General features: G+C 63.5%; 14 protein-coding genes. 7 read left to right on the top strand and 7 right to left on the bottom strand.

What is annotated here, in order from left to right:
- Positions 1–8: 8 nt before the first annotated feature.
- The gene (locus LBW87_RS21420; protein WP_225203501.1) at positions 9–191 is read right to left on the bottom strand and encodes a metallothio multi-domain protein; all 183 of its coding nucleotides are present in this window, start codon (positions 189–191) and stop codon (positions 9–11) included.
- A gap of 187 nt (positions 192–378) precedes the next feature.
- Here LBW87_RS21420 and LBW87_RS21415 point away from each other — a divergent pair, with 187 nt between their 5' ends.
- From LBW87_RS21415 to LBW87_RS24090, 4 genes are read left to right on the top strand one after another with little or no spacing between them, the layout of a single operon-like run.
- Complete coding sequence (locus LBW87_RS21415; protein WP_225203500.1) at positions 379–1,347, top strand: aliphatic sulfonate ABC transporter substrate-binding protein; 969 nt, start codon at positions 379–381, stop codon at positions 1,345–1,347.
- A gap of 8 nt (positions 1,348–1,355) precedes the next feature.
- Complete coding sequence (locus LBW87_RS21410; RefSeq protein ID WP_225203499.1) at positions 1,356–2,663, top strand: LLM class flavin-dependent oxidoreductase; 1,308 nt, start codon at positions 1,356–1,358, stop codon at positions 2,661–2,663.
- A gap of 52 nt (positions 2,664–2,715) precedes the next feature.
- Entirely contained in the window at positions 2,716–3,042 is a 327-nt protein-coding gene (locus tag LBW87_RS24095) for an isochorismatase family protein (RefSeq protein WP_413927672.1), read from the top strand.
- 12 nt (positions 3,043–3,054) lie between these two features.
- Positions 3,055–3,246 carry a hypothetical protein gene (locus LBW87_RS24090; RefSeq protein ID WP_413927671.1) on the top strand — a complete coding sequence of 64 codons (192 nt, stop codon included), beginning with the start codon at positions 3,055–3,057 and terminating at the stop codon, positions 3,244–3,246.
- Here the strand turns inward: LBW87_RS24090 and LBW87_RS21400 are convergent.
- From LBW87_RS21400 to LBW87_RS21375, 6 genes are all read right to left on the bottom strand, one after another.
- Complete coding sequence (locus tag LBW87_RS21400) at positions 3,243–4,535, bottom strand: NAD(P)/FAD-dependent oxidoreductase (protein WP_225203498.1); 1,293 nt, start codon at positions 4,533–4,535, stop codon at positions 3,243–3,245. The genes LBW87_RS24090 and LBW87_RS21400 overlap by 4 nt on opposite strands.
- Before the next feature lie 174 nt (positions 4,536–4,709).
- Positions 4,710–5,507: a transporter substrate-binding domain-containing protein gene (locus LBW87_RS21395; protein ID WP_225203497.1), complete on the bottom strand. Its 798-nt coding sequence runs from the start codon at positions 5,505–5,507 to the stop codon at positions 4,710–4,712.
- 74 nt (positions 5,508–5,581) lie between these two features.
- Positions 5,582–6,364: an amino acid ABC transporter ATP-binding protein gene (locus tag LBW87_RS21390; RefSeq protein ID WP_265113029.1), complete on the bottom strand. Its 783-nt coding sequence runs from the start codon at positions 6,362–6,364 to the stop codon at positions 5,582–5,584.
- Positions 6,348–7,001, bottom strand: a complete 654-nt coding sequence (locus tag LBW87_RS21385; protein WP_225203496.1) for an amino acid ABC transporter permease — start codon at positions 6,999–7,001, stop codon at positions 6,348–6,350. The genes LBW87_RS21390 and LBW87_RS21385 overlap by 17 nt, the downstream gene beginning before the upstream one ends.
- Positions 6,998–7,822, bottom strand: a complete 825-nt coding sequence (locus LBW87_RS21380; protein WP_225203495.1) for an amino acid ABC transporter permease — start codon at positions 7,820–7,822, stop codon at positions 6,998–7,000. The genes LBW87_RS21385 and LBW87_RS21380 overlap by 4 nt, the downstream gene beginning before the upstream one ends.
- A gap of 140 nt (positions 7,823–7,962) precedes the next feature.
- The gene (locus tag LBW87_RS21375) at positions 7,963–8,865 is read right to left on the bottom strand and encodes an NAD-dependent epimerase/dehydratase family protein (protein WP_225203494.1); all 903 of its coding nucleotides are present in this window, start codon (positions 8,863–8,865) and stop codon (positions 7,963–7,965) included.
- A 268-nt stretch (positions 8,866–9,133) separates the two neighbouring features.
- Here LBW87_RS21375 and LBW87_RS21370 point away from each other — a divergent pair, with 268 nt between their 5' ends.
- The 3 genes from LBW87_RS21370 (at position 9,134) to LBW87_RS21360 (ending at position 12,428) form a co-directional block, all read left to right on the top strand.
- Entirely contained in the window at positions 9,134–9,901 is a 768-nt protein-coding gene (locus LBW87_RS21370; protein WP_225203493.1) for a FadR/GntR family transcriptional regulator, read from the top strand.
- A 141-nt stretch (positions 9,902–10,042) separates the two neighbouring features.
- On the top strand, positions 10,043–10,489 hold the full coding sequence (locus tag LBW87_RS21365; protein WP_225203492.1) for a nuclear transport factor 2 family protein: 447 nt from the start codon (positions 10,043–10,045) through the stop codon (positions 10,487–10,489).
- A 328-nt stretch (positions 10,490–10,817) separates the two neighbouring features.
- Entirely contained in the window at positions 10,818–12,428 is a 1,611-nt protein-coding gene (locus tag LBW87_RS21360) for a methyl-accepting chemotaxis protein (protein WP_225203491.1), read from the top strand.
- Positions 12,429–12,641: the final 213 nt, after the last annotated feature.

The raw sequence follows: 12,641 nt of genomic DNA, 5'->3' as shown, positions 1-12,641 counted from the left end.
CGCCCCTGCTATTTGCCGGGGGCGGGCGTGAAGCAGATATCGAACAGCGAAAACGGAATGCGCGCCTCGCCGGTGGCCCACAGATAGACCGCCCAGCACAACGCGCCGCACACCGCCAGCAACGCCAGTGCGATATGCAAGCCGGTAGCGCGGCGCAGGAAGCTCTCGAAGCGGTCGTAGATATAAGTCATGGCACGCGGGCAGGGATAAAGAGGCGAGCGGCTATTGTAACGAATGCCCGGAGTAGCCGGAATGGGACAAATTGCCGCAGCCGCGCCGATCCGACAGCGACCGCATTTGCATCTGCGAAATTGTTCGTTCCCGCCGTGCCGGGCGGCCACTACCCTGAGTCTTTTCAATCCGACAACGGGGGAGCCCATGCGTGACGAAAACCAACAAAAACGCCGACTGCTGCTGCAAGGCCTGGCCGCCGGCGCGCTAGCCGGCGGCGCACCGCTGGTGCGGGCCGCGCAGGACAAGGTATTACGCATCGGTTATCAAAAATTCAACACCCTCAATATCCTGAAGGGCACCGGCCGCCTGGAGCAGGCCCTGGCGCCTCAGGGCTGGCAGGTGAAATGGTTCGAGTTCGCGGCCGGCCCGCAACTGACCGAGGCGCTCAATGCCAACGCGATCGACTTCGGCCATGCCGCCGATACGCCCTCGGTCTTTGCCAACGCCTCGGGCGTGAACGCGGTCTACCTGGGCGCGGAACAACCGTATCCCAAGGGCATCGCCATCTTCGTGGCGCAGGATTCGCCGATCCGCAGCGTAAAGGAACTCAAGGGCAGGAAGGTCGCCACCGGCCGCGGCTGGAACGTCCAGTTCCTGCTGCTGAAGGCGCTCGAAGAAGTCGGCTTGAGCTACAACGACATCGAACCGGTCTACGTGACCAATGCGGCCGACGTGCGCGCCGCCTTCCAGTCGGGCAATGTCGACGCCGCCACGCTGTGGGACCCATTCCTGGCCGGGCAGGAAGTCAGCACCCGGCCCCGCGTGCTGCGCGACGGCACCGGCCTGTCGAACAATCGCACCTTCCACCTGGCGGTGCCCAGGTTCGTCGACCAGAACCGCGATGTGGTGCGCACGCTCTTCGCCGAACTCAAGCAGGCCAACACCTGGACCCAGGCCCACCCGCAGGAAACCGCCGACCTGCTGGCGCCGCAACTGGGCGTCGATCCCAAGGTGCTGCGACTGGCCACGGAGCGACGCAACTACACCACGGTGGCGGTCGATGCCGGCATCGTCGCCGAGCAGCAGCAGATCGCCGACGCCTTCCTGAAACTGGGCCTGATCAAGAATGCGGTCCGGGTGCAGGACAAGGTCTATCGCGACGTGCTGGTCTGAGGCGCGCGATGCATCTCGCCGCCTTCCTGATCGCCGGCAATGCCGCCCACAGCCAGGGCCTGTGGCGCCATCCGGCCAGCACCCCGGGCGGCTTCCTGCAACTCGACTATTACCGCCATGTGGCGCAGACGCTGGAACGCGGCCGCTTCGACCTGCTGTTCTTCGCCGACCGCCTGGCGGTATCGACCCGCTATGGCGAGCATCACGCCCATGGCATTGCCGTGGGCGACCAGGACGCCACCCGGCTCGATCCGCTGCCGCTGCTGGGCGCGCTGGCGGCGGTGACCCGTCATATCGGGCTGGGCGCCACGCGCTCGACCACTTATTCGCAGCCATATAGCCTGGCGCGCGAATTCGCCACGCTGGACCATCTGTCGGGCGGGCGCGCCGCCTGGAACGTGGTGACCTCGGTGAACCAGGGCGAGGCCGACAACTTCGGCCTGGCCCAGACCTTGCCGCACGACGTGCGCTACGACCGTGCCGATGAATTTCTCGACGTCACGCACAAGCTGTGGCGCAGCTGGCAGGCCGACGCCCTGCTGCTGGCGCCCGACGGTCGCTATGCCGATGCCACGCGGGTGGCTGCAATCGATCATGCGGGGACGCACTTCAAGGTGCGCGGCCCGCTCAATATCCCGTCCACGCCGCAGCGCAGCCCGGTGATCATCCAGGCCGGCTCGTCCGATCGCGGCCAGGATTTCGCCGCGCGCTGGGCCGAGGTGGTGTTCAACATCCAGCCCGACCTGGCGCGCATGCAACGCTTCTACAACGACCTCAAAGGTCGCGCCGCCCAGTTCGGGCGACAGCCGCACGACATCAAGGTGCTGTCGGCGGTGATGCCGTTCGTGGCCAGCTCGCGCGCGCACGCCGAAGCGTTGCGCGCGCAATCGAATGCGCTGGCCGATCCGCTGGTGGGATTGTCGACGCTGTCGAGCCACATGAACGTCGACTTCTCCGGCTACGCGCTGGACGCGCCGCTGGCCGACATCCAGGTGAGCGGCATCCAGGGACTGTTCAAGCTGCTGAAGGAAATCTCTTCCGAGCGCCAGTTGACCCTGGCCGACGCCGGCCGCCTGTATGCGCAGGGGGTGCTGGTGCCGCAGGTGGCCGGCACCGCCAGCGACATCGCCGACTGGCTCGAACACATCGTCGCCGAGCGCGGCGCCGATGGCTTCGTGATCACGCCGGCGCACCTGCCGCATGGCTTCGATGACTTTGTCGAGCAGGTAGTACCCGAGTTGCAGCGGCGCGGCAGCTTGCGGCGTGAATACAGAGGACAGCATCTGCGGCAGCACCTGGCGCAGACAGAGGGGTGAGTTCCGGTAAGATGGGCCGACCATCGACAACAAGAACCAGGACCCTTGCCTCATGCCCACCGCACTGATCATCATCGACGTCCAGCAAGCGCTCTGCACCGGCCCGGCGGCCGTGGCGGAACCGGCCCGCACCATCGGCAACATCAATGACCTGGCGCGACGCGCCCGTGCCGCCGGTGCGCCGGTGATCGTGGTGCAGCATGAAGATGGCGGCGAACTGGCGCATGGCAGCGCCGGCTGGCAACTGGCGACGGGACTGGTGACCGGCGAAGGCGATAGCCGGTTGCGCAAGCGCGGCTCGGACGCGTTTCACCAGACCGAGCTGCACTCGATGCTCATGACCCGCCACGTATCGCAACTGGTGATTTGCGGCATGTAGACCGAGTTCTGCGTGGAGTCGACGGTGCGTCGCGCACTGGCGCTGGGCTACCCTGTGACGCTGGCCGCCGATGGCCACACCACCACCGACAATCCGATACTCCCGGCGGCGCAGATCGTGGCCCACCACAATGCCACGCTGGCCAACCTGGGCGCCTATGGCGTGCGCGCCAGCATCCAGGATTGTGCCGCGATTCAGTTCTAGAAGCGCTGCGGGCTGAACGGCGCCAGGTCGATCTCGGGCGTGCGCCCGGCCAGCAGTTGCGCCACGATGCGCCCGGTGCGCGCCGAGCAACCCAGGCCGATGTGACCATGGCCGTAGGCATGCACGATGTCGCCGCTGGCGCTGGCATGACCGATGCAGGGCATGCCGTCCGGGGTGCTGGGACGACGCCCCAGCCAGAACCTGACCTGCGACGCCGGCAGGTCGCGTGGCAGCCCGGGAAACAGCTTCAACGCGATATCACGCATGATCCCGGCACGACGCCAGTCGGGGGCCGCCTCGAACGACGCAAACTCGACCTGGCCGGCGATGCGCAGGCCGGTTTCCATCTGCGTCGCAATGACCTTGAATTCGGACACCATCATCGGCATGCGCGCGGTGCTGGCCAACGTCTCGCCGGCGATGCTGGCGTGGTAGCCCCGTTCGCTCTCCAGCCGCACCCGGTCGCCGGCGGCAGCGGCCAGTTCCTTGGAACGGGCGCCGGCGGCGATCACGGCAGCATCGCAGGCGATCTCGCCGTGCCCGGTCAAGACCGCCTTGAGTCGCCCGTCCTGCACCCGGAAACCGGTGGCGCGGCCCTGCACGCGCTGCGCCCCACGGGCCAGCGCGAAGCGTTCCAGCGCCTGCATGTAGGCGCCCGGATTGCGACAGTGCCCGGCCTCGTCCACATGCACGGCGAAGCCGAAGGCTGGATCGAGGTCGGGTTCGCGCTGACGCAGGTCGGCGCCTTCCAGTTCGGTCCAGCCTATGCCCAGTTCGCGCCTCACCCCCCAGCCGAAGGCGTCGCCCTCGAACTGCTGGCGCGAACGGTACACGTGCAGCACGCCCGAGGTGTCGATCAGATGCGCCACGCCCGCCCGTCGCGCCACGTCCAGATGCAACAGGCGGGCGTCGACCACCAGCGTGCGCAACGCGGCGGCGGTGGTACGAATACGGGTGCGACGGGCGCTGGCCAGGTTACGCAGCAGCCATGGCGCCAACCGCGGCAGGTGACGCCAGCGGATCGACAGCGGACCGAGCGGATCGGCCAGGTAGCCGGGCACCTTCTTCCACATGCCCGGCTCCACCGGCGGGATCACCGAATGCGACGACAACCAGCCGGCATTGCCGTAGCTGGATGCCTCTTCGCTGCCTGCTTCGTTGAAATCGAGCAGGGTCACCTGCAAGCCCTGGTCGAGCGCATGGATGGCGCTCATCAGGCCGACGGCGCCGGCGCCGATGACGACCACGTGACGGGGAAAGGTGACTTCGGCGGGCGCGGCGGGTGACATGGCGTGATCAGTGGGCGAATCGGAGAAGGCCTGATGATATGCCAAAGACAGACAGCGGGTAACAACTTGCCGTCCGCCATAAAAAAAGCCGGTTGAGCAATCAACCGGCAATTGGATGGAAAGAACGGAATGATCTGTCCCGGGCAGCTTCCCTCCGCCCGGACATTGAAAAACTTATTGCACGTTCTGCACGCTGGCCGGCAGGTCGCGGCCGTGGTACTTCTTGTAGATGGTGTTGAGGCTGCCGCTCTTCATGTTGGTCTTGACCCAGGTGTCGACCCATTCCTTGACGCGCGGCTGGTTCTTGTTCAAGGCGATGCCGAGGTCGAAATCCTTCTGCGCGAATTTCAGCTCGATGTTCTTGCCGGCGGCCCGCTTCTGCATTTCCTGTAGGTTGGACGGGGTGCTCGAGAACAGTTCGATCTGGCCGGTCACCATCGATGTGATCAGGGTGGCGTCGTCTTCATAACGAACGATGTCGGCGCCCTTGGCCTGCGCCGTGGTCAGCGTGTCATTGACGGTGGCGCGGGTCAGGCCGATGCGCTTGCCGTCCAGGTCCTTGTAGTCCTTGACGGCGATGTTCTTGAGACCGCCGACGATGATCGTGATAACTGCATAGGGGACCGAGAAATCGATCACCTTCTGGCGCTCCGGCGTGATCGAAAGATCGGCGATCACCAGGTCGGCGCGGTTGGCCTGCAGCGTCGGCACCCGTGCCGCATTGGTGACCGAGACGATCTCCAGTTGCACGCCCAGGTCCTTGGCCAGCTGGCGCGCGGTGTCGACGTCGGAACCGGTCGGCTGCATCTTGTCGTCGGCGTAGCTGAACAGCGGCGTACCCATGGCGATGGCCACACGCACCTTTCCGGCTTTCTTGATGTCGTCCAGCTGGTCGGCCATGGCGCTGTGGGCAAAGGCGCCGAACATCAGTGCGGCGATGCAGCTACGGGTGAGGATTTTTTTCACTTGCATGGTAGGTCTCCGTTGTCGTTGGGTGATTCTTGTTTTATCGATGCTGCGTTATGGCCTGGGTGATGCGTAAAGGATTACAGATCGGCCGCCAGGAAGGCCTTCAGTTCGGGCGTCTGCGGGTTGTCCAGCATCTCGCCGGGGCCGACTTCCCACACCCGCCCCTGATGCATGTAGATGATGCGATCGGCCACCCGCTTGGCGAAGTTCATCTCGTGCGTGACCAGGATCATGGTCATGCCGCCGGCGGCCAGGTCTTCCATCACGCGCAGCACTTCACCGGTCAATTGCGGGTCGAGCGCCGAGGTCACTTCGTCGAACAGCATGACCTTGGGCGCCATCGCCAGCGAACGGGCAATCGCCACGCGTTGCTGCTGGCCACCCGACAACTGTTCGGGATAGGCGCCGGCCTTCTCGTCCAGGCCGACCTGAGCCAGCGCCGCCAGCGCCACCTTCTGCGCTTCTGCCTTGCTCTGGTTCTTGACGTGGCGCAGCGCCAGCATCACGTTCTCCAGCACGTTGAGGTGCGGAAACAGGTTGTAGCTCTGGAACACGATGCCCACTTCGCGGCGCAGCAGGTGCAGGTCCACAGCCGGATCGTCGACCTGGATGCCGGCCACCTGGATCGCGCCCGAATCGATGGTCTCGAGGCGGTCGATGCAGCGCAGCGCGGTGCTCTTGCCCGAACCCGAGGCGCCGATGATGGCGATCATCTCGCCACGCGCGACCTCGAACGAGACACCCTTCAACACCTGGTTGGAACCGAAGCTCTTGGTGATCTGGTCGACCTTGACGATCGGCGCGGCCGTGGCAGGCGCCACCGACGCCGGTGCGCTGACGGGATTAGCGATTGCTGACATTGAGCTTTCTCTCCATGGATGCACTCCAGCGCGACAGCGGGTAGCACAGTAAGAAATAGAAGGTCCCGACCACGGTAAATACCAGGAAGGGCTGGAAGATCGAGTTATTGATGATCTGGCCGGCGCGGGTCAACTCGACGAAACCGATGACCGATGCCAGCGAGGTCATCTTGATCAACTGCACCAGGAAACCGATGGTCGGCGGCAACGACAAACGCGTGGCCTGCGGAATGATCACCAGTCGCAGCGTCTGCCAGCGGGTCAGCGACAGGCATTCGGAAGCCTCCCACTGCGGCTTGGGCATGGCCTCGACGCAACCGCGCCAGATGTCGCCCAGATAGGCGCTGGTATAGACCATCATGGCAATGCCGGCGGCCACCAGCGCCGGCAGCGCAAAGCCATAGACCGACAGTCCGAAGTAGACGATGAACAACAGGATCAGCAGCGGAATGCCCTGTATGCATTCGATGTACAGCAAGGCGATGTTGCGCAGCCAGGCGCGCGGCGAGATACGCGCCAGCATCACGCCAAAGCCGCCGATGCTGCCCAGCACGAAGGCCAGCAATGACAGCACCACGGTCCACCAGATCGAGTCGACCAGGTACCAGAGGTGCGTCCACGAGAATGATCCGATCACGATGCGCTCCCTTCGACGACGTCACGCGGCTTGGACACGCCATGGATGAACGGCGCATGCGACACCGGCGTGAGCGCGCCGGCAGCGCTGGCCATGGGCAGGTGCGGCAGCATCGACTTCGGACTGCGGCGCGCCAGCAACGCGGCGCGGCGGATGGTACGGCGACGCTTGAAGATGTATTCGCCGAAGCCGTAGGCCAGCAACTTCACCAGCACCGACAGCACCAGGTACAGCGCGGCCACCACGATATAGGTTTCCAGCGAGCGGAAGGTGTCCGACTGCACCGTGTTGGCAATCGCGGTCAATTCTTCGGCCGAGATCTGCGAGGCCATGGCCGAGGCTTGCATCATCAGCAGGAACTGGCTGGTCAGGGCCGGATAGACGCGCTCGATGGCCGGCTGCAGCATCACATGCCAGCGAATGCGCCAGGTCGACAGGCCCAGGCATTCGGCGGCCTCGATCTGGCCGCGCGGCACCGAGTCGATACCGGCGCGGATGATCTCCGCGGCATAGGCGGCGATGTTGATGATCATCGCCAGCACGGCGGCGGCGAAGGTCGGCATGTGCACGCCGAGGCTGGCCAGGCCGAAGTAGAGCAGGAAGATCTGCACCAGGAACGGCGTATTGCGCACCGCCTCGATGTAGGCGCCGCAGGCACGCGCCACCAAAACGTTCTTGCTGCTCTTGGCGAAGGCGATGATGACACCGATGGAAACGCCCACGATCACTGCTACCGTGGTCATCTTCAAGGTCAGCCACGCGCCACGCAGGAACACGGGCCAGTACGGCGCGAGACTGCTGAAGTCGAGTGAGAAGTTCATGGAATCCGTTGGTTGAATCAAACCGGTTCAAAGCCGCGACGGCATTCACAACAGACGGCCAGCACCCCTCATGATGTATGACAACATACGATTCATCTGAAGAACACCGGTCCGCCGCAGCGCGTGGCGGGACGAGCTGACTACGCTTTTTGCAGGGGGTCGAAGGGGCCGACGGTGGTGAAGGCGCCGCCTTGCAGCACCGCCACCGGATCGTCCGGCGCCGGCTTCGGCTGGGCCTCGACCTTGGCGCGGAAGATCTCCGAGCTGTCCTTGGGCGCATAACCCAGGTGTGCCGCGTAGCGGTTGTCCCACCAGGTATGGGCATTGTCGGACATGCCATACACCACGGTGTGGCCCACGCCGGGCGCAAACAGCGCGCGCCGCAGCAGTTGCATGAAGTCGTCCACGCTCATCCAGCTGGCCAGCATGCGGCGATCCTTCGCCTCGGGAAAGATCGAGCCGATGCGGATGCTGACGGTTTCCACGCCATAACGATCGAAATAGAACTGCGCCATGTCTTCGCCATAGGACTTGGACAGGCCGTAGTAGCCATCCGGACGACGCAGCGCGCGGGTATCGATCTTCTGGTCCTGGCGGTAGTAGCCGGTGACGTGGTTCGAGCTGGCGAAGATGACGCGCTTGACCCGATGGCGGCGGGCCGCTTCATAGATGTGGAACACGCCCTTGATGTTGCCCTCGAGGATTTCCTCGAACGGCCGCTCAACCGACACCCCGCCCAGATGCACGATGGCGTCGCAGCCGGCGACCAGCGCATCGACGGCAGCGCGGTCGGCCAGGTCGCAGGCGACCAGCTCTTCAGCCTCGCCTGCGGCGCCCAGGGCGCCGCCGTCGATGGCGCGCGCCAAGTCCGACAGGCGCACCTGGTCTGCCAGCGAACGCAGATGGGGTCGTATGGTCTGGCCCACGCCGCCGGCAGCGCCGGTCAGCAGCAGACGGGGATAACGCGCGCTTGCAAGCGCACTTTCCCATGCTGGATCGGGTGCGGCAGATGCAGCCGCGCCCGGGATTTTTTCTCCGCTCATATGAGCCGTCTCCTGAAGGATCTAATTCTTTTTGTTCTGTGATGATGCTGATTATTGGTCGTCGCTGTTATCAAAGCATCAAGCCTGATTGATGAGCGATCTTGTACGTTGTCATATCACTGTGAGTGGATTATTATCGGCGCATCAGAGCTTGTCAATAGCATTCGGGAAGTCGCTTCTACGAACCAGGGCCAACACAACAATCGGCCCCAACCTGATCACGACAATGATAAACATCCATGCTGCGCCGGCTGAGCAGCAAGACAGGATGGGCGCCGCGGAGACCAACGGCGACCTGTCCTTCACAGCCCGACCTGCGCTGCCCACGGCGCAGGCCGGTCGCCGCAACCTGTCGCGCGAACTGGTCGATAGCCTGGCGCACCTGATCGCCACGCAACACTGGCGCCCGGGCGACAAGTTGCCGACCGAAGCGCAGATCGTGCGACAGTTCCAGGTCAGCCGCACGGTGGTGCGCGAGGCCTTGTCCCGGCTGCAGGCAGCAGGACTGGTGGCCACCCGCCACGGCATCGGCACCTTCGTGCTGGAACCACGGCCGGCGACCATGTTCCGGCTCGATCCCGCCGAACTGGAAACCTCGTTCGAGGTACTGGCCGTGCTCGAATTGCGCATCAGCCTCGAGACCGAGACCGCCGGGCTGGCGGCGGCGCGGCGCAGCGATGCGCACCTGCTCGCCATGCGCGCGGCGCTGGATGCCTTTGACGATAACGTGGTCCGCGCCGAGAGTACGGTCGATCCCGATTTCCGCTTTCATCAGGAGATCGCCGAGGCCACCGGCAACCGTTACTTTGCCGAGATCATCAATTATCTGGGCACCACCATCCTGCCGCGCACGCGCCTGCCTTCCTCGCGGCTACCGGCCGATCAGTTGCGGCAATACCTGCAACGCGTCAACCGCGAGCACGAACAGATCTTCGACGCCATCGCCCGTCGCGATACCGATTTTGCCCGTGCCGCGATGCGCATCCATCTCACCAATAGCCGTGAACGCCTGCGCCGGGCGCAAGAAGTCAGCTAGCGGCGAAAAGTTATTTTTCTAATTTTTTCTAATTGTTCAAGGGAGAGCGCAACCACTTTTCATCCACTGATCTTCATCGACGCCAATCAAATACCTATTTCAAATTTCAGTTTGCGTGATGCGCAGACAAGGAGACTGACGATGTTCAAGAATTTCACACTGATGTGTGGCGCACTGGCGTGCACCATGATGCTGTCGCAAGGCGCCTCTGCAGCGGGCAACGATACGCAGGCAGTCGAAGCGGCCGTCGAGAAATTGCGGGTCGTGATGGTCGACCCCGACCTCAAGCAACTCGATGCGCTCACCTCCAAGGACCTGAGCTACGGACACTCCAGCGGCAAGGTGCAAACCCAGGCCGAATTCATCGACGACCTCAAGACCGGTGCCTCCGACTTCGTCAACATCAAGCTGCTGGACCAGACCGTGAAGGTGATCGGCGACGTCGCGGTGGTGCGCCATACGCTGGATGCCGACACTAACGATTCGGGCAAGCCGGGTCACGTCACCATCAAGATCCTGCAGGTCTGGACCAAGCACCATGGCCATTGGCAATTGCTGGCCCGCCAAGCGGTGCGCGCGCCGACCTGAGCGCGTCGTCTCGGCGCTGCAAGCGGTCCACGCTTGCAGCGCGTATGCGCTAACACCCATGCAATCTCGCAATTCCTCACAACAACGATTCCATTAAGACATCAAGCTGGCCTGCCTCAGGCAATTCCGGTCCCGCTACCTGCGAATCTCAGGAAAATCCTCATATCCAATACAGATAACTTGCCTACAATCCATCCTATCCGGAGCTGCAAGCTATTAGTTTGATGAGATCCGGTCGGATACAGGGCAATGGAGACGCCTGGACGCACCTGGCAAACATCTCGCGCTGCCTGCCTTTCATCAACAAATCAAAATCGGCGGAACGGCAATGAATTACTTGAGAACGCTCAAAATCGGCACGCAGCTAAGGCTGGGATTTGGCATCCTGATTGTCCTGATGCTGGTGCTCATCAGCTTTGCAATGATGCGCATGAATTCGATCTCGACTGCGGTCAAGAACCAGGACCACCTGCGCTCGGTCAAGCTCGAACCGCTGTATGTGACGCGTGAAGCGCTGGACCAGACCGGTCTTGCCGCGCGCAATGCGTTCATCTTCCAGGACCCGGTCGATGCCACCAAGGAATTGGCGATCCTCGACCAGCAGAAGGCGCTGTACCTGGCCACGCTGAAGGCGATGGAGCCGCATTTCGCGGGCAACGCGCAGTTCGACAAGGTCAAGAGCGGCCTGCTGGAAATGGCCAACGAACTGAATCGTCCGCGCAAGTATCGTGAAGCCAACCAGATGGAAGCGTATGGCAACTTCCTGGTCAAGGAATGCAGTCCCCTGCGCCGCCGGATCGTGGAAGACATCGACGTCCTGCTCAAGTCCGAGCAACAGCTGGGCGTAGAGGCGACCGAACATGCCGAGGCCTTGTTCGACAACTCGCTGCGCCTGATCATGATCTGGTCGGCGGTGATCCTGGCGGTATCGGTGCTGACTGCGTGGCTGATCCGCCGCGCCCTGCTCAGCCAGCTGGGTGGCGAGCCGCGCTATGCGGTGGAGATCGCCGGACGTATCGCCCACGGCGAGCTGTCGACGTCGGTCGATACCAGCCACGATGACGATTCGAGCCTGCTGTTCGAGATCCGCATCATGCGCGACAAGCTGGCTTCGCTGGTGCAGCAGGTCCGCATCGGCACCCACACCATCGCCGGCGCATCGGCCGAGATCGCCTCGGGCAACATGAATCTTTCGGAGCGCACCGAGCAGCAAGCCGACACGCTGGAAAAAACCGTGGCAGCGATGGAAGACCTGATCCGCACCGTCCGCCAGAACGCCGAGAATGCGCATCAAGCCAATCAACTGGCCAGCTCGGCGTCGGATGTTGCGACCCGGGGCGGTGAAGTGGTCGGCCAGGTGGTCAGCACCATGGGCGTGATCGACGATGCCTCGCGCAAGATCGTCGATATCATCAGCGTCATCGACGGCATCGCTTTCCAGACCAACATCCTGGCGCTGAACGCGGCGGTGGAAGCGGCCCGGGCCGGCGAGCAGGGTCGCGGCTTTGCGGTGGTGGCGTCCGAAGTGCGCAGCCTGGCCCAGCGTTCGGCATCGGCGGCCAAGGAAATCAAGGAACTGATCGACCACTCGGTGACCAGCGTGGCCGATGGCAGCCGCCTGGTGCAGCAAGCCGGCGGCACCATGGGCGAAGTGGTGGCCAGCGTCAAGCGGGTGAGCGATATCGTGGCCGAGATCAGCAAGTCCAGCCATGCCCAGACTACCGGCATCACTGCGGTGAACGAAGCGATTTCACTGCTCGACCAGAACACGCAGCAGAATGCAGCGCTGGTCGAACAGGCGGCAGCCGCTTCGCAATCGATGAGCCAGCAGGCCGAGCACCTGACCGAGCTGGTCGGCACCTTCAAGCTCAGCGAACAGCAGATGGATGGCACCGTGCTGGACAATAACGTTGCCCGTGCACCGCTGATGATCAACTGATCCGGCTGCCTGAAATGAACACGGCCCGCGGAGCGATCCGCGGGCCGTTTTTATTTGTGCGACAGCTGGAATATCGTTAGTCGACTCTCGTCGTTCCTGCGAAGGCAGGAACCCAGTGGCGTTGGTGATGCCTCATGCGCCGTCTTAACGACGCTGGGTCCCGACTTTCGTCAGGACGACGGAGGTTGGGGTACGGTTAATCGACAAAAACAC

Origin of the sequence: Herbaspirillum sp. alder98 (assembly GCF_020179755.1) — a bacterium.
Taxonomy (GTDB): domain Bacteria; phylum Pseudomonadota; class Gammaproteobacteria; order Burkholderiales; family Burkholderiaceae_D; genus Herbaspirillum.
This window is presented reverse-complemented; position numbering and strand designations above follow the sequence as displayed.

Bases quoted from the DNA above. Each gene is read 5' to 3' on its own strand.
- LBW87_RS21420 (WP_225203501.1), bottom strand. From the start codon at position 191: ATGACTTATATCTACGACCGCTTCGAGAGCTTCCTGCGCCGCGCTACC.
- LBW87_RS21415 (WP_225203500.1), top strand. From the start codon at position 379: ATGCGTGACGAAAACCAACAAAAACGCCGACTGCTGCTGCAAGGCCTG.
- LBW87_RS21410 (WP_225203499.1), top strand. From the start codon at position 1,356: ATGCATCTCGCCGCCTTCCTGATCGCCGGCAATGCCGCCCACAGCCAG.
- LBW87_RS24095 (WP_413927672.1), top strand. From the start codon at position 2,716: ATGCCCACCGCACTGATCATCATCGACGTCCAGCAAGCGCTCTGCACC.
- LBW87_RS21400 (WP_225203498.1), bottom strand. From the start codon at position 4,535: ATGTCACCCGCCGCGCCCGCCGAAGTCACCTTTCCCCGTCACGTGGTC.
- LBW87_RS21395 (WP_225203497.1), bottom strand. From the start codon at position 5,507: ATGCAAGTGAAAAAAATCCTCACCCGTAGCTGCATCGCCGCACTGATG.
- LBW87_RS21390 (WP_265113029.1), bottom strand. From the start codon at position 6,364: ATGTCAGCAATCGCTAATCCCGTCAGCGCACCGGCGTCGGTGGCGCCT.
- LBW87_RS21380 (WP_225203495.1), bottom strand. From the start codon at position 7,822: ATGAACTTCTCACTCGACTTCAGCAGTCTCGCGCCGTACTGGCCCGTG.
- LBW87_RS21375 (WP_225203494.1), bottom strand. From the start codon at position 8,865: ATGAGCGGAGAAAAAATCCCGGGCGCGGCTGCATCTGCCGCACCCGAT.
- LBW87_RS21370 (WP_225203493.1), top strand. From the start codon at position 9,134: ATGGGCGCCGCGGAGACCAACGGCGACCTGTCCTTCACAGCCCGACCT.
- LBW87_RS21365 (WP_225203492.1), top strand. From the start codon at position 10,043: ATGTTCAAGAATTTCACACTGATGTGTGGCGCACTGGCGTGCACCATG.
- LBW87_RS21360 (WP_225203491.1), top strand. From the start codon at position 10,818: ATGAATTACTTGAGAACGCTCAAAATCGGCACGCAGCTAAGGCTGGGA.